This window comes from Exiguobacterium sp. s132 (assembly GCF_018617235.1).
GTDB classification, from domain to species: domain Bacteria; phylum Bacillota; class Bacilli; order Exiguobacteriales; family Exiguobacteriaceae; genus Exiguobacterium; species Exiguobacterium profundum.
The window spans coordinates 144,435-167,664 of record NZ_JACSJU010000002.1 but is presented as its reverse complement, the minus strand read 5'-3'; the positions used below and the strand labels follow the sequence as shown (position 1 = coordinate 167,664).

The 23,230-nt window shown below is 46.6% G+C and carries 23 protein-coding genes; 4 read left to right on the top strand and 19 right to left on the bottom strand.

The genetic code is table 11. From position 1 onward, the window contains the following. Positions 1-103: 103 nt before the first annotated feature. The 4 genes from ric to KNO78_RS11445 form a co-directional block, all read right to left on the bottom strand. On the bottom strand, positions 104-811 hold the full coding sequence (gene ric, locus KNO78_RS11460) for an iron-sulfur cluster repair di-iron protein (RefSeq protein WP_214691356.1): 708 nt from the start codon (positions 809-811) through the stop codon (positions 104-106). A gap of 145 nt (positions 812-956) precedes the next feature. Beyond that, positions 957-2,234 carry an isocitrate lyase gene (gene aceA, locus KNO78_RS11455; protein ID WP_015880381.1) on the bottom strand — a complete coding sequence of 426 codons (1,278 nt, stop codon included), beginning with the start codon at positions 2,232-2,234 and terminating at the stop codon, positions 957-959. 75 nt (positions 2,235-2,309) lie between these two features. Continuing rightward, complete coding sequence (locus tag KNO78_RS11450; protein WP_031424308.1) at positions 2,310-2,606, bottom strand: hypothetical protein; 297 nt, start codon at positions 2,604-2,606, stop codon at positions 2,310-2,312. After that, positions 2,603-4,786: a malate synthase G gene (locus KNO78_RS11445; RefSeq protein ID WP_251127155.1), complete on the bottom strand. Its 2,184-nt coding sequence runs from the start codon at positions 4,784-4,786 to the stop codon at positions 2,603-2,605. The genes KNO78_RS11450 and KNO78_RS11445 overlap by 4 nt, the downstream gene beginning before the upstream one ends. Before the next feature lie 181 nt (positions 4,787-4,967). Here KNO78_RS11445 and KNO78_RS11440 point away from each other — a divergent pair, with 181 nt between their 5' ends. Further along, positions 4,968-5,414: a MarR family winged helix-turn-helix transcriptional regulator gene (locus KNO78_RS11440; protein ID WP_214691358.1), complete on the top strand. Its 447-nt coding sequence runs from the start codon at positions 4,968-4,970 to the stop codon at positions 5,412-5,414. Further along, the gene (locus KNO78_RS11435) at positions 5,411-6,046 is read left to right on the top strand and encodes a nitroreductase family protein (protein ID WP_015880377.1); all 636 of its coding nucleotides are present in this window, start codon (positions 5,411-5,413) and stop codon (positions 6,044-6,046) included. The genes KNO78_RS11440 and KNO78_RS11435 overlap by 4 nt, the downstream gene beginning before the upstream one ends. Before the next feature lie 38 nt (positions 6,047-6,084). Here KNO78_RS11435 and KNO78_RS11430 read toward each other — a convergent pair whose 3' ends face one another. From KNO78_RS11430 to KNO78_RS11390, 9 genes are all read right to left on the bottom strand, one after another. Beyond that, the gene (locus KNO78_RS11430; protein ID WP_078146065.1) at positions 6,085-6,747 is read right to left on the bottom strand and encodes an NAD(P)H-dependent oxidoreductase; all 663 of its coding nucleotides are present in this window, start codon (positions 6,745-6,747) and stop codon (positions 6,085-6,087) included. 16 nt (positions 6,748-6,763) lie between these two features. Further along, positions 6,764-7,375, bottom strand: a complete 612-nt coding sequence (locus KNO78_RS11425; protein WP_211781939.1) for a class I SAM-dependent methyltransferase — start codon at positions 7,373-7,375, stop codon at positions 6,764-6,766. Continuing rightward, complete coding sequence (locus tag KNO78_RS11420; protein ID WP_214691359.1) at positions 7,372-8,379, bottom strand: ABC transporter permease; 1,008 nt, start codon at positions 8,377-8,379, stop codon at positions 7,372-7,374. The genes KNO78_RS11425 and KNO78_RS11420 overlap by 4 nt, the downstream gene beginning before the upstream one ends. Further along, a complete protein-coding gene (locus KNO78_RS11415) occupies positions 8,376-9,050 on the bottom strand; it encodes an ABC transporter ATP-binding protein (protein ID WP_214691360.1) in 675 nt (224 codons plus the stop codon). The genes KNO78_RS11420 and KNO78_RS11415 overlap by 4 nt, the downstream gene beginning before the upstream one ends. Positions 9,051-9,091: 41 nt before the next feature. Next, positions 9,092-9,820 (bottom strand): GntR family transcriptional regulator, encoded by a 729-nt coding sequence (locus KNO78_RS11410; RefSeq protein ID WP_074035076.1) that lies wholly within the window; start codon positions 9,818-9,820, stop codon positions 9,092-9,094. A 79-nt stretch (positions 9,821-9,899) separates the two neighbouring features. Continuing rightward, positions 9,900-11,324, bottom strand: coding sequence for a glycoside hydrolase family 1 protein (locus KNO78_RS11405; protein ID WP_374193985.1), 1,425 nt, complete (start codon positions 11,322-11,324; stop codon positions 9,900-9,902). Between the two features lie 37 nt (positions 11,325-11,361). Then, positions 11,362-12,669 carry a PTS cellobiose transporter subunit IIC gene (gene celB / locus KNO78_RS11400; protein ID WP_041918122.1) on the bottom strand — a complete coding sequence of 436 codons (1,308 nt, stop codon included), beginning with the start codon at positions 12,667-12,669 and terminating at the stop codon, positions 11,362-11,364. Between the two features lie 23 nt (positions 12,670-12,692). After that, entirely contained in the window at positions 12,693-13,037 is a 345-nt protein-coding gene (locus KNO78_RS11395) for a PTS sugar transporter subunit IIA (protein WP_041917964.1), read from the bottom strand. A 5-nt stretch (positions 13,038-13,042) separates the two neighbouring features. Further along, positions 13,043-13,339 (bottom strand): PTS sugar transporter subunit IIB, encoded by a 297-nt coding sequence (locus KNO78_RS11390; RefSeq protein WP_015880368.1) that lies wholly within the window; start codon positions 13,337-13,339, stop codon positions 13,043-13,045. 134 nt (positions 13,340-13,473) lie between these two features. Here KNO78_RS11390 and KNO78_RS11385 point away from each other — a divergent pair, with 134 nt between their 5' ends. Together KNO78_RS11385 and KNO78_RS11380 are read left to right on the top strand one after the other, a co-directional pair. Next, a complete protein-coding gene (locus tag KNO78_RS11385; protein WP_214691361.1) occupies positions 13,474-15,261 on the top strand; it encodes a type I phosphomannose isomerase catalytic subunit in 1,788 nt (595 codons plus the stop codon). A 188-nt stretch (positions 15,262-15,449) separates the two neighbouring features. Beyond that, complete coding sequence (locus KNO78_RS11380) at positions 15,450-15,887, top strand: hypothetical protein (RefSeq protein ID WP_047795794.1); 438 nt, start codon at positions 15,450-15,452, stop codon at positions 15,885-15,887. A gap of 111 nt (positions 15,888-15,998) precedes the next feature. Here KNO78_RS11380 and KNO78_RS11375 read toward each other — a convergent pair whose 3' ends face one another. The 6 genes from KNO78_RS11375 to KNO78_RS11350 form a co-directional block, all read right to left on the bottom strand. After that, positions 15,999-17,444, bottom strand: a complete 1,446-nt coding sequence (locus KNO78_RS11375) for a glycoside hydrolase family 1 protein (RefSeq protein ID WP_074035082.1) — start codon at positions 17,442-17,444, stop codon at positions 15,999-16,001. A 16-nt stretch (positions 17,445-17,460) separates the two neighbouring features. Beyond that, a complete protein-coding gene (locus KNO78_RS11370; RefSeq protein WP_074035084.1) occupies positions 17,461-19,311 on the bottom strand; it encodes a beta-glucoside-specific PTS transporter subunit IIABC in 1,851 nt (616 codons plus the stop codon). A 102-nt stretch (positions 19,312-19,413) separates the two neighbouring features. Next, a complete protein-coding gene (licT, locus tag KNO78_RS11365) occupies positions 19,414-20,265 on the bottom strand; it encodes a BglG family transcription antiterminator LicT (RefSeq protein ID WP_074035086.1) in 852 nt (283 codons plus the stop codon). A gap of 213 nt (positions 20,266-20,478) precedes the next feature. Further along, positions 20,479-21,222 (bottom strand): AAA family ATPase, encoded by a 744-nt coding sequence (locus tag KNO78_RS11360; RefSeq protein ID WP_214691426.1) that lies wholly within the window; start codon positions 21,220-21,222, stop codon positions 20,479-20,481. After that, positions 21,213-22,481, bottom strand: a complete 1,269-nt coding sequence (locus KNO78_RS11355; protein ID WP_159563278.1) for a sensor histidine kinase — start codon at positions 22,479-22,481, stop codon at positions 21,213-21,215. Before KNO78_RS11355 ends, KNO78_RS11360 begins: the two co-directional genes overlap by 10 nt. Continuing rightward, positions 22,478-23,128, bottom strand: coding sequence for a response regulator transcription factor (locus KNO78_RS11350; protein WP_078146057.1), 651 nt, complete (start codon positions 23,126-23,128; stop codon positions 22,478-22,480). The genes KNO78_RS11355 and KNO78_RS11350 overlap by 4 nt, the downstream gene beginning before the upstream one ends. Between the last annotated feature and the right edge of the window lie 102 nt (positions 23,129-23,230).

Genomic DNA, 23,230 nt, shown 5'->3' with positions numbered 1-23,230 from the left:
AATCACTCCTTTGCCTCCCCTTTATCGTAGCGATTGATTTGCCTCCCATCTGTATCAAACGTCACAAAAAGACACCTCTACGTAAGTAGGGGTGTGCCACTGCTTAAGCGAACGCGCGCGCCCGCGGGAATAAAATGTTGTTTTCGAGATGAATGTGTTCAAACGTATCCGATTCGAGCGCTTCTAACCGTTGATAGACAAGACGATACGTCCCACACGCTCCTTCAGGCGGCGTATAGTCGTTTGTGATGTGACGCAACTCTTTTAAAATGTCCCCGGCTGCTGCATGTTCTGACTCGAGCGAGGCCAAGATGTCATCAAGCTCCCGTCTCGTTTCAGCTGTCGGTGCGGTCTCGTGACGAAGCAACGTCGGGAAGTCTTCTGTCTCTTCTTTGACGATATGTTGTTCAAGTTCCACTTTCAATTGATTGAACAGTTGATGAATGCGTCCGAGGTGCAGATGATTTTGTCCGTGGACCCGGAACACTTTTGTCACATATGGTGTGAGCTGTGGCAATTCGTCCGTCAAAAATTGGTGATGCTTATAAATGATGTGCTCAATCAATTCCGAAGAAGAAGCGGCATCCCAATCGATGCTCTTCTCGTTCATCTTTTGCTTACGTTGATAGAGCGCATTAACTTCTTCTAAAATGTCTTCCGTCGACCGTTTCGATTTGTCAGTCGCTTCAGCGAGTGGTCGGTTGCCGCCACAACAAAAATCGATTCGGTTCCGTTTGAAAATGTCTGCCGCTTGCGGGCATTGTTTGACGATTTCAGATACGTGCGTATCGCCCGTGAATGTCTGTGTCATCTGTCATAACCTCCATATTCATTTTGACATGTTCAGCGTAGCAAGAGTTCGACAACAAAAATGTGAAATACGTCACATTTAAGTGAACAGGATGCAGGTGTTCCAAATTTGGACACAAAAAACCCCTCTTGTCGAGGGGCATCGCTCAATGCAACGGTGTTTCAAACTGTTCAGTCTCGGTCGAACCTGCGAGCGCTGTCGTTGATGATTGCCCACCTGAGATGACGAGCGAGACTTCATCGAAGTAACCCGTTCCGACTTCACGCTGATGACGTGTCGCCGTGTAACCATGTACTTCAGCCGCAAATTCTGCTTGTTGTAATTCTGAGTACGCTGCCATGCCACGGTCTTTGTAACCGCGTGCGAGCTCGAACATGCCGAAGTTGAGCGCGTGGAATCCAGCGAGTGTGACGAACTGGAACTTGTATCCCATTGCGCCGATTTCTTGTTGGAACGTAGCAATCTCTTCGTCTGACAACTTCTTCTTCCAGTTGAACGATGGCGAGCAGTTGTAAGCGAGAAGTTTGCCTGGATACTTCGCATGAATCGCTTCGGCAAATTGACGTGCCTCTGCCAAATCTGGTTCGGACGTCTCACACCAGACGAGGTCTGCATACGGTGCATAAGCGAGACCACGAGCGATTGCTTGCTCGATACCAGCTTCCGTACGATAGAAGCCTTCCGGCGTACGCTCTCCAATGATGAACGGATGATCGATTGGGTCGATGTCGCTCGTGATCAAGTTCGCCGCGTGCGCATCTGTCCGCGCTACGATGATTGTCGGGACACCCATGACGTCTGCCGCGAGTCGAGCCGAAATCAAGTTTTTCACAGCCGTCTGCGTCGGGAGTAACACCTTCCCACCGAGGTGACCACATTTCTTCTCAGACGAGAGCTGGTCTTCAAGGTGAACGCCGGCAGCTCCCGCTTCAATCATCGCCTTCGTCAATTCGAATACGTTGAGCACCCCACCAAAACCGGCTTCCATATCCGCGACAATCGGTGCGAACCAATGCGTGTCGCCTTTCCCTTCTGCCGTTTGAATTTGGTCAGCACGTTGAAGCGCTTGGTTGATTCGTTTGACGACACTTGGCACCGAGTTGGCCGGATATAGACTCTGGTCCGGATACATGTGACCTGACAAGTTCGCATCCGCCGCTACTTGCCAACCACTCAAATAGATGGCTTCGAGTCCTGCCTTCACTTGCTGAATCGCCTGGTTCCCTGTCAACGCACCGAGTGCATGGACGTAGTCACGCTCGTGCATCAGTTGCCACAGGCGTTCCGCTCCCTTTGTCGCAAGTGTATGTTCAATTACGATAGACCCTCGTAATTTCATGACGTCTTCTACAGAGTATGGACGTTCTACCCCTTCAAATCGTTCTGACTTCCAGCTGTTCAACAATTCTTCGCGTTTTTTCATCAATATACCCTCCTGTATTATATTAACTTCAATAAATTTAATTTGTTATATAACAGATGATGCGAAATAAATGGTTTAGTCAAGGTAAGCACAACACTCCAACGCTGCCTTGAACGTCGAATGTTCCATCCCGCAGCAACGGCAAACATTTTCTTCGTCCCGATCTTCCGGCTTGCGGAAAACGACAACTTCATCGATCGGCTCTTTCATGATTTGGAGCGACCCATCTGTCCGGTCCAAGACGAGACGCATCAAGTCGTTGCCGTATACGAATGCCGTATTCGCCAAAGATGCTGTCGATTCTCCAGATACGATGCGGCGGACGACCCAACGTTCAATCAACTGTTCGCTTTCCATTTTTTTCGTTGTCATGATGAGGTTCCTCCTTTAAGGTTTAACTCCACAGTTTGACGTTTCATAAATTCACGGCGACGACGATGCAAGATTGGTTCCGTGTACCCGTTCGGTTGTTTCAACCCATGAAATACAAGTTCGTGGGCAGCCTGATAGGCGATCGATTGATCGACGTTCGGTGTCATCGGCCGGTAATGCGAGTCTGACTCGTTTTGCTCATCGACGACTCGTGCCATCCGATAAAGGGTGACCTCGACTTGTTCTGCTGAACAAATGCCGTGATGCAACCAGTTGGCCACGTGTTGGCTCGAAATTCGGAGTGTCGCCCGGTCTTCCATCAGTCCGACATGGTGAATATCCGGCACTTTCGAACAACCGACACCTTGTTCGACCCAACGAACGACGTACCCGAGCAATCCTTGCAAATTGTTCTCAAGCTCTTCTTTGATCTCTTCTTGCGAATAGATGCGCGTCGCGAGTGGAATCTCAAGGAGCTGTTGTCGTTCATGTTTTAAAACAGGCTGTTTCAACAATTCTCGCTGTACATCAAAAGCATCAAGTTGATGATAGTGCATCGCATGGAGCGTCGCCGCGGTCGGTGAAGGCACCCATGCCGTCGTTGCCCCGGACCGTACATGTGCCACTTTTTCACGCATCATGTCCTGCATCCGATCGGGCATCGCCCACATCCCTTTTCCGATTTGTGCTTGATGATGGAACCCACTCTCGAGACCGATCGATACATTTAACCGTTCATATGCAGCGAGCCAAGGTGACGTCTTCATTTCTCCCTTCCGACGCATCGGTCCGAGCGTCATCGAAGAATGAATCTCGTCTCCCGTCCGGTCAAGGAAGCCCGTGTTGATGAAGACGACCCGTTCTTTTACTTGCGCGATACAATTTTTCAAGTTGAGCGACGTTCGTCTTTCTTCATCCATCACGCCGACTTTTAACGTATAGCGAGGAAGGTCCAGCAGATTTTCCACGGCATCAAACAAAACATTGGTGAATGCCACTTCTTCAGAGCCGTGCATTTTCGGCTTGACGATGTAAATCGATCCTTCCCGAGAGTTGAGACGACGATGAAGATGGCGACTTGCAATCAATGAAGTAAAGATGGCATCAACGATCCCCTCTGGTACCTCGCGACCTTCTGCATCAAGAATCAAGTCCGTCGTCATCAAGTGTCCAACGTTCCGAATGAACAAGAGCGCGCGTCCTGGGAGGACGACTTCCGCCCCACCTTTTCCAATCAAACGCTTGTCTTCGTTTAAACGCCGAGAGAGTCGCTTCCCGTCTTTTTGGAACGAGGCTTCAAGCGTCCCATCCATTAGACCGAGCCAATTACGATACAGATGAACTTTGTCTTCTGCGCAAACGGCTGCGACCGAGTCTTCGCAATCCACAATAGCGGAGAGGGCTGATTCAAGCTCGATGTCCATCAGTCCAGCAGGATCGACTTTGCCGACTGGATGTTCGCGGTCGAATTGAAGTTCGACGTGCAAGGCATGGTGCTGGAGCATCAATGTCTTCAACTCGTTCGGTTCGCCGGTATAACCGACGAAGGAATCATAAGCGAATAAATGCTCCTCGTCTCCAATCACCGCGTAGGCGACGTCGTCACGAACGACATATCGTGATACGTCTCTGTGTGACCCGGACGACAGTGGGAACGTGTCATCCAAAAACTGTTTAGCTAACCGAATGACTTCATTTCCGCGAACAGGATTATATGTTCGCCCCTTTTCCATGCCGTCTGCCTCGTCAATCATGTCCGTCCCATAAAGGGCGTCGTAGAGACTCCCCCATCTGGCATTGGCGGCATTGAGTGCATATCTGGCATTGTCTAACGGTACGACGAGTTGCGGTCCCGCTTGATGAGCGATTTCGCGATCGACATTCGACACGTCGATTTGAAAATCTTCGACTACCGGTTCGATATAGCCGATCGATGTTAAAAATGTCTCGTACTCGGTTGGATCGACTTCGTCTTGACGACTGTACCACTCCTGTAACAATCGCTCGAATGTCTTGCGCTGCTCCAGAAGTGTCTGATTCACTGGAATGAAACGCTCAAGAAGCGATTCGACCCCTTCCCAAAAATCATTGATTTCATGGGGTTCAAGAACGTTTTTATTCACAAGTTCAATCAGTTTCTCATGAATATGATACGTATTTAGTCGTTCATAGTGTTCCAAGCGTTCACATCCTCCTTTAATCATTGTTATATATCAGTTGGTTATAATATAGATTATTATATAACAGTTTGACAACCTATTTTTTAAAACTTTTTATTTGAAATATCGTCAGGATGGGTTTACTATACATTGTGTGACCCATCAATGATTGAGTCATCAATGATTTGAGGAGGCGATGTGCATGCGAGATTCTTGCTCGCTTCGGGATCAAATTCTCTATCACATCATCACCGTACAAAAAGAATTGGGGCAATTATTCGACTCTGAAATGGACGGGCTCAGCTTGAGCCGCTATGACATTTTAAGCAACTTGTATCATGTCGGTCCATTGCGGCAACGTGAATTGCAGCAACGCGTCGATGTCGACCATGCCGCCATCACCCGACACTTGAAACAGTTAGAGACACAAGGACTCATCACGCGGAGACGCTGTGAACAAGACAACCGTGTCATCTATGTCGAATTGACAGACGATGGTCGTGAACAAATTGCACATTGGACTGAGCAAAAAGAGTGCTTAACGGACCGACTTTTTGTCAACATGAAGGTAGAGGATCAACATCAGTTATTAGCATCCCTAACGATGTTACAAGATACTATTGACCATGAAAGGAAGACTACAATATGAACACTGCCACACAAAAAGACTTTATGGAGATTGTCAAAGGACGCCGCTCGATTCGTGTATACGATGAGAACGTCAAAATTTCAAAAGAAGAAATGACACAAATTCTTGAAGAAGCAACAACAGCTCCTTCATCACTTAACTTACAGCCATGGCGCTTCGTCGTCATCGATAGCGCAGAAGGAAAAGAAACACTCCTCCCGCTCGCAAGCTTCAACAAACGCCAAGTGGAAACATCTTCAGCTGTGATCGCACTCTTCGCCGACTATCAGATGGCAGATTACACAGAAGAGATTTTCGATACAGCAGTAGAGCGCGGTATGATGCCGGCTGAGGTCCGTGACCGTCAAGTCGACATGATCAAAGGCATCTTCAAAGATGCACCGAAAGAAATGATCAAAGATAGCATCATGCTCGATTCAGGTCTCGTTGCGATGCAGCTTATGCTCGTCGCACGCGCACACGGATATGACACAAACCCAATCGGTGGATATGATAAAGCGAACATCGCTGAAGCGTTCGGTCTCGACAAAGAGCGTTACCTCCCAGTCATGCTTCTCTCTATCGGGAAAGCAGCCGAAGAAGGTTACCCATCAGTCCGTTTCCCAGTCGACCGCATCACAGACTGGAAATAATTCAAAAAGGTCAATCGCGGAGGCGATTGACCTTTTTTTCATCCGATATATTTGACGACTTCGTTAAAATCACGACGTGTTTTCGGTGCAAAGTCGCGCGCTCGATACCCAAATGCGACCATGACTGAAAGTGACCATTCCCCACGTTCCATCACACCTTCTGAGATGAGCAACTCATCGATTTCCTCTTGATTGAACCCTTCAATTGGGCATGAATCGATCTCGATTTGTGCGGCAGCCGTCATCATGTTTCCGAGCGGAATATATGTCTGACGCTTGATCCATTCCTGGAAGACACGCTCATCGTCTAAGAGACGGTAGTCGTCCTCCTGGAACTCCTGCACCCGTTTCACGCGCTGTGCGTATTCTTCTTCCGTCCGGCCCTGTACACCCGTCACGATATGACGAATATAGTCCGAATCGTAACGCATGGCTTTCGGTGTTCTTGCGAGGATCAATACAAAGTGACTGGCAGTCAGTGCCTGACCTTGCGCTCCCCATGCATGATCTTTAATCTTTTGGAGTAAATCTTCCCGACGCACCACGACGAATTGCCATGGCTCGAATCCGAACGAACTCGGCGAAAGACGTCCCGTCTCTAAAATGAACTCCATGTCCTCTTCTTTGATTTTACGATCCGCATCGAACGCTTTCGTCGCTTGACGCCAACGATACGCTTCTAAAATGTCTTTCTTTTTCATCGTGCTCACTCCTCCATTACCAAGATGACTCCATCATATCAAACCGATAAATCAAAAATCGCTCATGAAGATTCTTCAGCGGCAATCGCACCGTTTGTACGTACTGAAAAGGCGTCTCGTCGTTCAAATAATGGAGGTACTCATCCGCCGGATAATATAAAATCACATCGACCGGGCGAGGAACCGTTTCAACAGATTCGATGATGTTGGCAATCACTTGGCGGAAGACGTTCACCGAGAACGGATTAAAGAAGTAGAATCGATTCGCATCCGGTGGAATCATGAATCCCTCCGCGAATCCCTGTTCCAATTGAACACTTCCCCGATTACGATGTTTCTTCGTATAGCTCATCCAATTTTGAAGTGCCTCCTCATGAAATCCACCGTCCATCTCGACACCGATTGCCCTGACACGAAACGTATACGCTAAATAGAACGGCAGACGTCCTTTTCCCGAACCGAAATCCACGATGGTATCTGTGGACTCTAACGGATACGCATCCCGAAGCAAATCGAGTGCTTCGTAAGGAGTCGGTTCATAACGGTTATACTCGGCTGAGGACGGGAATCCTTGCTGAGGTTTGGCCGTCTCGATTTGTAACAGTTGCTCATACTGCTGTTCGTTCATGATGAACCTCTTTCTTGAATGGATTGAAAGAATGGATGTCGCTCCATTTCTCTCGTGAACGACGTCTGTTCTTGATAGGCGACATACAACAGATAAATCGGAACCACTAGTTTGAACCAACTTGGGAGAAGAATCACGCTCGTGATCCCGAGCGGAATGAGTCGAAACCATAAATTCCGATGACTCGGCGTTCTGAAGTACATAAGGAGTGCCATCGTCCGTCTGACGGTGCCGAAGCGATTCGGTCTCGGTCGATACAAGGGACGTTTCCGCTCACTCGTCTTCTCGATGGCTCCTGACGTCGTCAACAGGACACGATCGAATGAGGCACGCTCACGTTCTCCGATTTCAATTTCTCGACCGACACTCGGATGTTTCGACACCCATCCTTCCCCTACGTATAACGCAAATGTGACCATGATGCTTCCGATCAACACACTAAGCAATATCGACTCAATCAATAACGCATACACGCCTACAAAAGCAAGGAGTACGATTAAAAATCGCTTCATGAGATGGGCGTGTCGGAGACGTAGATGATACTGGACCCATACGTGACACCAAGCGAGTAGAAAAAGTGCAGCCCCAAACGTGAGAATCTCGCCCACGTCCCTTCCTTTTACGTATAGAATCGGTGCAAGCAACAGCAGATAGCATCCATATTGAATCACGTGTTGCGTAAGTTGATACCAAACCGAATACCTTTTTAAATCCCGAATCATGCTCCGGTTTGACACAAGGATGAGATCGGCACGCTCAATCCAGACAAACATACGGTCTTGCCACATGAACCATCCAATCAGAAGTGCCCAGAGAAAATAAGGGATGTCACCTAACCAGGGGAAGTTCCCTTCCCAGACTTGCCAGTAGGAATAGCCTGCCCATATGAGAAGAGGAAGGACACCGTATAAAAAAATCGTCCAGTCGACAATCAATCGGACCGTCTTCCATTGCTGTTTTATGTACCGGGAGACACGCATCCAAAACAATCGTTTCGCAATCATCGCATCGCCACATCTTCCATCATGTCAAACAAGGTCATCCCCTCTGTATCGAGCGCTTCACGAATCTCCACTTTCGTCCCACTCGCGAGCAGTTGTCCATCATCAATCCATACGAATCGGTCGCATAATCGCTCGGCCGTATCAAGAACGTGTGTGACTAATAAGACACTTGCCCCCCTCGTACGCTCCGCTTCTAACAGTCGAAGTAACTGAATCGTCGTCGTCGCATCCAATCCGATAAATGGTTCATCGACAATCAATACCCGCGCTTCTTGAATGAGCGCCAATAGAATCATCGCCTTCTGTTTCATCCCTTTTGAAAAAGAGGAGAGATACCGATCGGTCACATGCTCTAACCGGAATAGCTGTAGCAACTCCTCCGTTTTTTCTGTGGAATCGATTCCCGTTAATTCTTGGACGAGTGCGATATGTTCAGATAGCGTCAAATAATCATAGTAGACCGGTTGTTCCGGGATAAACGCATAGCGTTCCATCTCGACCGTTCCCTTCATCCAAGGAATCGTTCCGGTAAGACAGGCGATGGTAGTCGTTTTTCCCGCACCATTCGACCCAATCACCCCTAAAATCTCACCTGCCCGTACATCAAACGAAATGTCTTGGATGACGGGCTCGCTTATCTCGTATCCTGCTTGTTCAATTTTCACATCCACGATGGGTCCTCCTTACGAAAAAGTCGCCATCGCGGCGACTTTTACTTCACAATATTGACCGATGAAAACACAAATTTATCGTATCGATGACGGGCAAACGAATACTCGAACGGTTTCCCGTTACTTAAATAGACCACTTGCTCGACTTCGATAATCGGTTCAGTGATATCATTCTTCAAGTAAGCTTGATCGTACTCATCCGGTTTATCTGCTCGAATCACTTTATGCGAGCTTGTAATCGTATAACCCAGATCTTCTTGAATATACGCGTACACGGATTTTTCCAAAATTTCACGTGTGATTCCTGTAATGAGGTTAGCAACCATGTACGTCAATTCGATGACATACGGCTCATCGTCTACGTAACGCACACGACGTATTTCATAGACCGGTTCTGTCAGCTCAATCATGAGATGATTGGCGACTTCCTGACACGGAAACTTTACCTCAAAATTCAGGACTTCACTTCGTAACGAGCGATCTCCGATTACTTGAGTCAGCCCTCTCGTTTCTTTACTAATCACGTTGATGCGATCTTTTTGGAAGCTCGACTGTAAAATGAATGTTCCTTTACCACGTTTACGATAAATCAGCCCTTCCATGACGAGAATCTCAAGCGCACGTTTCATCGTCATTCGGCTCACCCCAAACTCTTGGGCCAAATGGATTTCATCAGGTAATGCATGTTCTAGCGGATAAACGTGTTCAATAATTCTTTTACGAATTTCATCAGCAATGGTTTCATATTTCGGTTTTTTCTTAGTAGACATATAGCACCTCATGTATAGACATATATGTACAATATATCAAAAAAAGCTGACAAAGAGTAGTCTTTGTCAGCTTACTTCATTATTCTGTAAAACCATTAGCGTCAATCAACTGTTTAAACCAGTGCCCTGATTTTTTTACAGTACGTTGTTGCGTATCTAAGTCAATGCCTACAAATCCATAGCGATTTTTATAAGCATTGCTCCATGACCAATTGTCCATGAACGTCCAAAGATGATAGCCTTTTACGTTCGAACCCTCTTCAATCGCTTGATGCATCCATTTCAGATGTTCGCGAATGAAATCAATTCGATAATCGTCTTGGACACTTCCGTTCTCGTCACGATAACGCTCTTCACCCTCGACCCCCATTCCATTCTCTGAAATGAAGCAAGGAATATTACCATAGTTTTCTTTTAGATTGATTAATATATCATAGATTCCTTTTTCGTAAATTTCCCATCCACGATATGGATTCATTTTACGTCCAGGCATCTCATAAAAATCAAATAAGTTTTCCGGTAAGAATGGTGCGTCCGGATTCGGCAGTGATGCTTTTGCTTTCACGCGACGCGGCTGGTAATAGTTGATGCCAAGCAGGTCGACTGTATGTTTTCGAATGAGTTCAAGATCGCCTGTTTCCATCTGTGGCATCGCATCTTCAGACTTCAGTACTTCTACTAGTTCTTGAGGGAACGTGCCTAAAACAGATGGATCGAGGAACGAGCGATTGAACATCGCATCAGCAATGCGCGCTGCGCTCAAATCAGCTGGGTGCTGACTTCTCGGATATGAGGGTGTCAGATTTAAGATGATCCCGATTTGCCCAGATTGTCCCATGTCACGATACGCTTCGATTGCCTTCGCACTCGATAAGATCGAGTGGTACGCTACTTGGACAGCTCGCTTGAAATCAACAACGTTTGGATAATGAAAATCATATAAATATCCACCCTCTACCGGTACAATCGGTTCATTATGCGTGAACCACTTCTCGACGCGGTCACCAAACAACTCAAAGCATGTCTTCGCAAAGGTGACATATGCCTCCACGACTTCCCGTGATTCCCAACCACCTTGTTCTTGAAGCGCCATCGGCATATCGAAGTGATACAGATTGATGAACGGTTCGATACCATGATCGATTAAGCAATTGATGACATTGTTATAAAATGTGATTGCCTCTTCATTTACTTCCCCGACACCTTTTGGAAAAAGACGTGACCATGAAATGGAGAAACGGAACGTGTTATGCCCGAGTTCTTTCATCAATGCGATATCTTCTTCATACAAATGATAGAAGTTTGAAGCCTCTGTTGCGCTTACGCCATTGAAAAAGCGATTCGGCTCTTGCATGTACCAGTAATCCCAGATGTTCAATCCTTTTCCACCTTCAAAAGCAGCACCTTCCATCTGTGTAGCAGAAGAAGCCGTTCCCCACCAAAAATCTGTCGGAAATTGATAGGTCTTTTGCTCTTTCATTCGTGTTTGTGTCGGGTTCGTCATCTTTTATCTCTCCCTTATTTCTATTTTCTCTATTTGTTTACACTGCTTCTTGTTTATCTGTTGATTCTTCTAACTCTTTTTTCAAGTTCATGCGGTCGATAAATTTCAAGAACGGGAACCAAATCGCCAAAATAATGAAGAAGTTCACGATTTGAAGAAGACCTCCGGCAAGCGAGTTCGTCGCCATGATACCACTCAAGAACATTGGAACAGTCCATGGAACAGCGACACCCGTTGGTGGTGGGACTAAGCCTGTCGACATCGCGAAATATGTGACCGTTACCGTCACGAGCGGTGCGACAATCCATGGAATCATGATGAGCGGGTTCATAACAATCGGAAGTCCGAAGATGACCGGCTCGTTTACGTTGAATAGTCCAGGTCCGAGGGATAGTTTCCCGATTTGTTTCAACTGTTTCGATTTCAAGAACAACAAGATGGCCACGACGACAGCAAGTGTAGATCCGGAACCACCAAGCCCTACCGTGTAAATTTCGATGAACTGTTTACTGATAATGTTCGGAACATCTCCAGTCGAGGTATAAGCCGTCAAGTTTTCCACAGATAATGTGTTCCAAATCGGGTCCATCACCGAGTTGACGATGACCTGACCGTGGAGTCCGAAGAACCAAAATAGCTGAACGAAGAAGATTGCGATCAACGTTGGAATGAGACCATTCCCTAATGTCACAAGCGGTTGCTGAACGACGTTGAAAATGACGTCATGAAGATTCGTATTGAATAAGTTCGTCACGATGATGTTGAATGTTAAAAATACAGTCAAGGTTAATAATGCAGGAACAAGTGCTGAGAATGATTTCGCAACAGCTGGCGGTACTCCATCCGGCATCTTAATCGTCCAGTTCTTTTGAACGACAAATCGATAAATCTCACCGGACAGGAATCCGGTAATCATCGCAAGGAACATCCCTTTCGCTCCAAGGCGATCCAACGGAAGGACATTCCCGACTGCCTCTGACATACCGTCAACTTCAATCAAGAAAGGCGTTAAGAGAAGGAAAGACACGAGCGAGATTGCTCCTCCGAAGACAGCCTCGACTTGATAACTTTTCGATAGATAATACCCGATACCGAAGACGACAAAGATAGACATAATCCCCATCGTTGCAGATGGTGCGTTTCCGAGTGATGTTTTAAATACACTGAGTGTACTCTCGGACATGAAACGGTCGAGGAACGGCAGGTTTGCAATGACGACGATGATTGACCCAAACATGGTAATCGGGAAAGCGAGCATGAATGCATCTCGCAATACTTGTAAATAGCGACTGTTGTTTAAATAGGTCGCCATCGGCATGAGCAGTTTACTGATCATGTTGAACATCTTATTGTCCTGTGACATATGATTCACCCTTCTTGATTAGGATTTACAATCTTTTGTTCGACCATTTCGACCAAACCCGCTGTCAAATCAAGCATTGTTTGCGTAGACATTAAATGGTCCTCTGCATGAAGAAGCAATAAAGAGACGTCTGTTTTTTCTCCATTCGCTTCTCTTTGGATTTGTGAAAAGTGTGTTTGATGTGCTTCTTTTAATTGTCCACGTGCCTCATCAATCTTTTCTTCGAACGTTTCATAAGAACTCGTTTTATACAGTTGAATCGCTTCCTGAATCGTACTTCTCGCATTGCCACTGTGCAAAATCATCATGAATGCCATTTGCTCCAAGGTTAACTCGTCTACCTGTTCCACGTTGTTCACCCCATTAATTTCATCGCTTGTTCGTATGCAGCTTTTCCATTCGCCGTGCCGTATGCCATCATATCGATCACTTCAATCGGTGTTGATGTTTGCGCTTTCAATTTATCCAACAAGAAACGCATTTGTGGACCAATCAAAATCACATCTGCCTCGTCCATCTCGGTTACGACCTGATCTTGACCGACTGCCCAAATCTTCGCCTCATCCCCGATTGATGTGGCATGATCTTTCATCTTCGTTACGAGTAAACTCGTCGACATCCCTGAACTACACGCTAATAAGATTTTCTTCATGTGTCCTCACTCCTTATTTGAAATCGGTTACATGTTTTATTATACACATGATTTATTTCATGTCTATACTTGATTTAAACTTTGTTTAGTTTTTAAATTCATAAGTGTATATCAAATTAACAGGAGGACAGGATATGAGCGCTATTCTTTTAAAACCACACTATCAACAGCGACTTTGGGGAGGGGAGCGTCTGAAGCAATTTGGTTTCGATTTCAATGACCCTTCGATCGGTGAAGCTTGGACGGCTTCTGCATTAGAAAAAGGTAGTTCAGCCGTTGCTTCCGGACCCTACGTTGGTCTTTCTTTGCGTGAACTCTATCAACAATATCCAGAGTTGTTTCAAATTAAAGCGGACGTGTTTCCGCTACTGATTAAATGGATTGATGCGAACGATGATTTGTCTATTCAAGTTCATCCTGATGATTCGTTAGCGGAACAACTCGAAAACGAATCATATGGAAAAAATGAATGTTGGTATATTCTCGATGCTCCAGCAAATGCGACACTCATTTACGGTCACTCCTATGCCACCTCAGAAGACTTCAACAAAGCGCTTGAAACAGGCGATTTGGAACACGGCTTGATACGAAAATCGATTCATGCCGGTGATTTTTTCTATGTCCCAGCTGGAACGGTCCATGCATTGACAAAAGGGGTATGCGTACTGGAAATTCAACAAAGTTCGGACACAACCTATCGTCTATACGATTACGAGCGACTGGATGTGACGACCGGTCGTTCACGTGAACTTCACGTAGAAAAGGGCATTCTCGCTTCTTTCGTCCCTCACCTTGGCTATAGTGAACCAATCCGTCAACTCGATCACTTTCGAACACGTTTGACGAAGAATCCATTCTTCTTCGTGGAAAAATGGCATGTTACAGCGAAAGAAAAGATTTCGACCGACACGTTCCGGTTACTATCTGTCGTGCAAGGAACATTAATCATTGATGAGATGGAAGTACCTACGGGAGGTACACTCCTTCTCCCGGCCAATGAGTCGTTCTTGATTGAGGGAGAAGCGATTTGTCTAGTGACTGGTGTTCCTTCCGATGAAAAACAAGCTGTCCGAATCGGGATTGATTTAGGAGGGACGAACACTCGGATTGCGGCTGTTTCACTCAAAGGTGAAGTAATGAAACAACTCACGTTTAACACGCAGCCTCAACTTCCTTTCGAAGAGGCACTACAATCTATTGAGACTGCGATTCATCAATTCAATGTTGAATTCAATATCCGGCATGTTGGGATTGTGGCTCCCGGTCCACTCGATTTGAAACAAGGGATGTTTTTAACGCCTCCAAACCTCCCGAATTGGCACAATCAAAAAATCGTTGAGCCTTTAACACAGCGCCTCGGCTTTTCTGTCACCCTTGAAAACGATGCGAACGCGGCAGCTCTCGCAGAAGCCAAATTTGGGGCAGGAAAAGGTTTCGATGCTATTTTTTATGTAACAGTCAGCACTGGAATCGGTGGCGGTTATGTCTATAAACATCAAATCATTCGAGGGGCGAACGGCAGTGCCGGTGAAATCGGAAACATGATTATCCGTTCGAACGGACCAGTTCATCCTGTACTGAATCGAGGCTCTCTCGAATCACTCGCAAGTGGTACCGCGCTCATGAGTCGCGCAAGCGAAAAAGGATATACAAACGTCCCTTCGCTATTATCAGATGACGAGTACCGCCATCACTTCGTCGAGGAACTGGCTAGCGGACTAGCTAACATCATTCATACTGTCGATCCTGATGTGATTGTATTAGGAGGCGGCGTCATGATGTCGGCCTCATTATTTTGGAACGAATTACAACAAGCAGTCTCGAATAAAATGTATCCACATGCTAGTGGAAAAACGCGTCTCTGCCTCACTCAATTGTCAGGAGATGCGGGCGTGATCGGCGCTGCCTTTGTCGAAGCATAATGAGGTTTGAAAAAAACGGACATTCATCGTGAATGTCCGTTTTTTTCGTATACAGAAATGTGAAATAAATCAATATTATACTTTTCGAATCATCTACAGTTTCTTTTCTAGATTGAGTTAGATTCGTTTACTTTAGCGTGGTAACGTGAAATGATAATGATAACAACTCTTTAAAGTGAGGTGACGGTGTGTCTACCACAGAGCACGAACAAGCGACATCTATTTTGCATCACCTCTTTACCGCCTCTTCTTTTGTCGGAATCGATTTCGGTTCTGGTCCGAACCATCATCTTCTCTATTTCAGTCGTCAAGGACTGGAATCTTGGATCTCCATCGAGGGACCGTGGCATGTCCATGCGACGCAAAATACGTTTGACGAAGGTGAACAACTCGAACAGCTCATGCGCTTAAGAAGAGAGCGCATCCATCAAGTACGTCTCGGTGACGAACACCCCCACCTCGAACTGGAATTTGAATCCGGATCCCTTCTCTTCATCAATGGATATCAAGAACACTTTGAGTGCTGGCAAGCAGGGGACGCGAGACCACTTGGTGGAGACGCCTATCTGTTGGTCGCGATGCCACAAGGGGAGCTCGCAATCTTTGCGGATGGAGACGACGAATGAACACTTGGATGGAAATTATCTTGTATATGTTGATCGCTGGGGGCATTAGTCTCGCGATCATCTTATTGCGAAAAATCACGAAAGCATGAAAAAGCGGCCGAGGCCGCTTTTTCATTTGACTGATTCTTCTTCGTATAAGCTCGCACCTTGTGAACGAATCACCTCTTGATACCAGAAGAACGACTCTTTCCGTTTTCGTTCTAACGTACCGGTACCGTCGTCATGTCGATCCACGTAAATGAAACCATACCGTTTGCTGTACTCACCTGTCGAAGCACTCACTAAATCGATACACCCCCAACTCGTGTATCCCATCACTTCGACTCCATCGTCGATTGCATCCATCATCCCTTTCAAGTGATCACGTAAGTAATCGATGCGATAGTCATCATGAATCGTTCCGTCCGACTCAATTTTGTCATAAGCACCTAGCCCGTTTTCAACGATGAATAATGGGAGCTCATAACGCTCATATAACTTGTTCAAGATGACGCGGAGTCCTGTCGGATCAATTTCCCATCCCCAGTCACTCGCCTGTAAGTATGGATTCTTGACCCCGCTCATAATATTACCTTCCGCCTCATCCTGACCTTTTTCAGCCTTTTCAGTGCGCGACATGTAGTAACTGAGTGAGAAGAAGTCGACAGTATTCTCTTTGAGGATATCAAGGTCGCCATCTTCCATGGCGAGTTCAATGCCATTGTCTCGGAAGAATCGTTTCGCAAAGCTCGGATATTTGCCGCGTACATGGACGTCTCCGCAGAAGAAGTTCATCATCCGTTCTGCATCGTGAGCATACCAAACATCATCCGGGTTTGAACTATACGGATAAACCGGAGCCGCAATGAGCATACATCCGATTTGCATCGATGGGTCAATCTCTCTGGCCGCCTTTGTCGCAAGGGCACTTGCGACCAGTTGGTGATGCAATCCTTGATAGGTGAGCTGTAACGTATTCTCTTCTTCCCGAACCGCAATCCCTAGACTGAGCATCGGCATGAACTGTGCCCCGTTGATTTCGTTGAACGTCAACCAGTATTTGACCTTCCCTTTATAACGTTCGAACAAGACACGACTGTATCGTTCAAAGTATGTGACTAAGCGACGGTCTCGCCATCCCCCATAATGCTTCGCAAGATGTAGGGGCATCTCATAGTGGGAGATGGTCACGAGTGGTTCAATGCCTTGGGCGACTAATTCATCGATCACACGATCATAGAATTGGAGTCCCTCCTCATTCGGTTCCACTTCATCTCCGTTCGGGAAAATTCGTGACCACGCAATTGACATGCGGAACGTCTTGAATCCCATTTCCTTAAAGAGGGCAATATCTTCTTTATAACGATGATAGAAGTCGATTCCTTCATGGTTCGGGTATGAATACTCTTCATGTAATTCAAAATCAAACGTCGGATCATGGATAATCTTCATTCGCTGTTTTCCGCCTGGCATCACGTCAGCAATCGAAAGTCCTTTACCACCTTCTTGATAACCACCTTCTAACTGATTGGCCGCAGTAGCCCCGCCCCATAGAAATTCACTTGATACTTGTTTCATACTGTCTCCTCCTTTGTTATACAATGACACGCAATACGCCATGATTGGCTTCAACCACACCTGTGTAAACCGGTAAGACATCGAGATAATGTTCGGTGTTTGTTACGATAATCGGGGTGATGGTGTCATACCCTTCACGAGCGATAGCATCTATATCGAATCGGACGAGCAGTTCTCCTTCTGTCACTTTCTGACCGTCCGTAACGACCGTTTCAAAATACTGTCCATTTAGCTTGACCGTATCTAATCCAATGTGAATCAATACTTCCACACCTGTATCAGATCGAAGACCGATTGCATGCTTCGATGGATAGACCGTGACGATTTCTCCGTCAAACGGTGCATATACCGCGCCTTCTGAAGGCATAATCGCAATCCCTTTCCCCATCGCCCCGCTTGAGAACACTTCATCACGAACCGTTTCAAGCGACACGACTTCTCCTTTCAATGGAGCCGATACAGGAAAGCCGACTTGTTCAGAGATTGATTGTACAACCACTTTTTCTGTCGACTCGACGGTCGTTTCTTCTTTGTGGAAGACCATCGTCAAGACGAGAGCGACTACTGTTGCAACCGCCATTCCGATAAATGCTCCATAGAAGGCTAAATCGACACCCGTTGGAGGAATCATGACTGGGATGCTAAAGATTCCGAGGCCTCCCATCGCATAAGCCGCCGTACCGAACAAACCTCCTACGACACCACCAGCCGCTCCACCCACAACCCCAAACACAAATGGTTTTTTACGGGGAAGCGTCAAGCCATAGATAGCCGGCTCCGTAATTCCAAACACACCTGCAATCGTGGAAGATGTTCCTAATCCTTTCACTTTCGGGTTTTTGGCTTTTAAGGTAATAGCTAGAACTGCCCCTACTTGACCGAACGTGGCCATCAATACACCGACAACAATCGTATCCGTACCAACAACCGATAAGTTATTGATTATAATTGGTACAAGTCCCCAATGGAGACCGAACATGACAAGCACTTGCCAGAACGCACCGATGAACGCGATGGCGATGGTTGGGCTCAACTCATACAAGAACGAGTAACCATTCGCTAAACCTTGACTCGCATACGTCGCAACCGGTCCAATTGCTAAAAACGTCAACGGGACAACGAGTAACAACGCCATCATCGGTGTTGTGAAGTTTCGTACAGCTTCATGCGTATGACGGTTAAAGAATGTTTCGACTTTTGAAGAAACGTATGTCGCCAAAATAATCGGGATAACCGAAGACGCATAACTCATTAAGACGACAGGCACATTGAGGAACGTCAAGGCCTCCCCGGCTCCTTGAATGGCCACAATCGATGGATAGACAAGCGCCCCACCGATAATCATCCCAATATACGGGTTCCCACCAAATTTCTTAGCCGCTGAATGTCCTAAGATCACGGGTAGGAAGTAAAATAGTGCATCCGCCGCGGCATTCAAGACGACATATGTGCCCATTTCTTCTGTCAATAGTCCAAACGCGACAAGGATGGCGAGTAACCCTTTCAACAGACCACTACCTGCCATCGGTCCGAGAATCGGCGTAAAGATTCCAGCAATCACATCAATCAATCGGTTGAATACTCCTGATTTTTCTTCATCATCAGTCGAAGATGTCTGGAAACCACCAACATCGACAACCTCTTTGTAGACGTATGGTACATTGTTCCCGATGACGACTTGAAATTGTCCTCCACTTTGAACGACCGTGATGATGCCGTCTTGTTCCTTCAGCGTAGTCGCATTTGCCTTTGATTCATCTTTTAATTTGAAACGCAGTCGTGTCGCACAGTGAAAGACACTTTTGACGTTATCTTTCCCACCGACATGCTGCACAATCGTCTCTGCCAGTTGTTTATATTGGTCCATCTTGTTCACTCCTCATGTTTTTGGATAAAAAGAAAAACCTAAATCACTACACAAATAAAGGTGTAGTCATTTAGGTTTGGCCTGCGTCATCAGTAACCATCCTTAGGATCGACGTTCTTTCATTAAGTTTTCGATATGAATCATCATATACAGCCGTTCGTCCATCGATACATCATAACGATATTTCGTCGCGATCAATCCAGCGATTTTTTCAACGCATTCGAACGCTTCAGGATATCTCTGCTTCACCATCAAGAACAAGGTTTCGTCACCTGTGGACTTGACCTTTTCCCCCGATGCGAGGCGCTGCACAAAGTACTTTAAATGAGTCAAAAATCGAGAATAGGCGTATGACTCTTCATCCAGCTCGATTTGAAAATGATACGTGATAATGGTCAAAATGGCTTGGGTGGCTTTTGTCATCTCCGTTACGAGATGCAGGTTTTCACCTTTCACACCAGACATCGTCGCATTGACGAGATGTAAGGCAATCGCAACGGCCTCATCTTCATCCAGGTTGACCTCGTGTTGCGCATTGATCAATTTTACCGCTTCTTTGCCGACAGCAAACTCCGGAGCATAAAATCGTTTCACTTCCCAAACGAGAGGGTTACGAATCTGGATTCCATCCTGATACCGACTAAGCGCGAAATGAAGGTGGTCCGCTAGCGTCACGTAGAGCGAATCATGAATAGGTTGTTTTAATCGCTCTTCGGCTAATCTGACAATCTGTTTCACCGTCTCCATCTCATCCGTCGGCATTTCATTTAAAAAGTGAACGAAACGCTCATAGCTTTCTTTACTCTCGAGCGTAAAGATTTTTTCGATTCGCGTCTGGTCAATCGGATCGCCTGGCCGTTTTTGAAATGCAATCCCGCGCCCCATCACGACCTGTTCTTGACCGTTCGCATCAATTGCTACGACGTTATTATTGAACACTTTTGAAATCTGCATGGTCTCCTCACCTCACTCTCATTCGACTGAACTAAAAAGAAAAAAACCTAAATTCACACCAACGTCCAACATACAGTCGTGGCGTCAATTTAGGTTTTGCCTGCATCACCAGTAACAATCCTAAAGTGGATTTTCTTCTTTTCGATATAAGCATACTCCCTATAAATCTTGACGTCAACATAAAAAGTAAACCGCTTACATCGTGACCGTTTTTTACTCTTCAAACAAGATTCGCTGCATCCGTTCCGGTGCCTGTAAATAGTCACGCATCACCCTCACGTGCTCGAGGTCGTCAAACGACGTCGGGGAGAGTCCCGTTTCCACTTGTAAAATCATCGCACCCGGATACGACATCAAGATGGGTGAATGACTCGCGATGATAAATTGACTCCCGGACTGGACAAGTTCATGCATGCGTGCGAGCATCGTCAGTTGGCGCATCGGAGACAATGCGGCCTCCGGCTCATCCAAAATGTAAAGCCCCTCTCCACGAAATCGGTGCAACATGAGGGAGAGAAACGCTTCCCCATGCGACTGTTCATGAAGAGAACGTCCGCCGTATGATTCATAAAACCGCTCAGGATCTCGTCCTAATTTCGCCATCTCATCTACATAACTCGACAGCTGGTATGCCGTCTCGGCGCGTAAGAAAAAGCCATCCTTTGGTCGATACGGCCCTCGAATCGGACGCAACGCCTCATACAACGAGCTATGTGTCGACTCTGTTTCGAATTGGAAGGACGGCGCCCCGCCTTCCGGATTGAATCCGGCCGCCACGGCCATCCCTTCAATCAACGTCGATTTCCCACTCCCGTTCTCTCCAACAAGAAACGTGACAGGATGATGAAACGTCAGTTCATCGAGTGTCTGAAAGATTGGTAACGAGTACGGATAACCCGTTGAATGAATGCGTTCCCCCTCTAACCGTACCCCACGCAAAAATAAAGTCATGTCCATTCGATCCAAAATGTTGCCCCCTTATCTGAATCGACGCCATAAGAAAGTCCTTGTGCGTCAAGAAGTAATTTCGTGATAGCGAGACCTAAACCATGGCCGTTGGAGCGATCTCCTTTCACATACATATCCCATATCGCATGCTGAATGGAAGGATCAACCCCGTTTCCTTCGTCGGTCACTTCTAATCGCTTCGGGGTTAGAGTGATGGTGATTCTTCCCCCGACAGGGCTCGCCTCATACGCATTGCTTATGAAATTTGAGAGCACTCGTTCCATCGCCAATCGATCAGCTTGGATTGATACCGTTTCGAGTCGGAGGTCGAGTGTCACGTCTTTTTGTCGGAACAACTCAGACATGCGTGGTGTCAACCGACGAACCAATTCATCCAGTTGAATCGATTCCATTTCAAGTGGAATCGAACCTGCGGACAATTTAGAGTATTCGAGCATCTGATTGACGAGTCGGTCAATCCGGTCCACTTCCTCGGTAATGCTTTTACCGGTTGTGGCCATCTCTGTTTCATGGACGACACCGAGCTCTAATAGTTCCGCCTCGTTTCGAACGATAGCGAGCGGTGTACGCACATCGTGTGTGACCCCAGAGATAAATGATTTTTGAAGCGCCTCTTTTTCTTGAAGTGACGTGTTCATCTGTCCGATGGTGACGGTCAAATCCCCAATCTCATCGTTCGTCACGCTCGGCAAGCTAATATCGTGTCGCCCCTCCATAATGGATGCGGTCGCTTGTTTCAACTCGACGAGCGGTTGCGTGAGCCGACGACTCATCCAATACGTGACAGCGATTGCGACAAGTAGGGCCAGAATAAACCCACCCGCTAAGATGAGGTAGATTTGCTGGAATTGTGGATTTGAAAACGGAACGGGACTATATGTCACGATTTGAATGTCCCCTTCTTCTTTCAGATACGTCAAGAAGCGGGTACCATTTACACCCACTTCGTCCTGAATCGCTAAATCATTCGGATCGAGGTTGATTGGCATCATGCGATGCATCCGTCCGCCTCGTTCGAACTCGATACGCTGCCCATTTTGAAATACAAGCACGTCAAGTTGCCCCGGGATTCCACGGCTCTCTTGAATGGCTTCATACACAATCGCCGCCTCGCGCTCCAATTGTGCGTACGTCTCCTCTTCTGCGAAGCGTCCAATCAATAATGACGTGAGTCCGAATGTTAAAAGTGCCATCACTGCAAGTGGTAGAATGGCCGTCCAAAGTAACTTCTTCATTAATCGATTCATGACAGTTCCTCTAATCGATAACCGACCCGGTGCACCGTCTTCAACTGTTCTTTCAAGGTCGGCGATTTGTCACGCAGTTGTTTAATGTGGGTGTCGACCGTTCGTGTATCTCCGACGAATGCGTAGTCCCACACCTCATCGAGCAAACGGTTCCGGTCTAACGCCTCCCCGACATGTTTCCAAAGATACAGTAACAACTCATACTCTTTGTTCGTTAATCGAAGCGGATGTCCGTTCTCTTGTACCATTCTCGATTTGACGTCGATGGTGAGCGTTCCAAATTGAATCATATCGGTTTGTTTGACGAGACGTTTCAGTCGAATCTCCAACTCTTTTAAAACGATGGGTTTGACTAAATAATCGTCTGCGCCAAGTTCCAATCCGAACACGCGATCATCCGCCTCACCACGAGCCGTCGTCAGGATAATAGCAGGTGCGGGCTGTTGCGCTTTTAATGTCGGAATCAAGGTCCAACCTTCTCCGTCAGGGAGTCGAACATCCAATAAAACTGCATCAAACCGTTGATGCAACTGTTGTTTCGCCTCACTCAAAGTCATCGCCACGGTCACCTCAAATCCGGAATATGTTAAAAAGCGGGACATGCCGTCCGCCAGTTTTAGTTCATCTTCCACAACGAGTACGTTCATCTCATATCGCCTCCACATCCATTATATCGTACCCATCAAACGTCCCACCGTTTCCCAAAGACAATTTGCAGAAATCTTGCAACTCCCTCACAACTTCCGAAG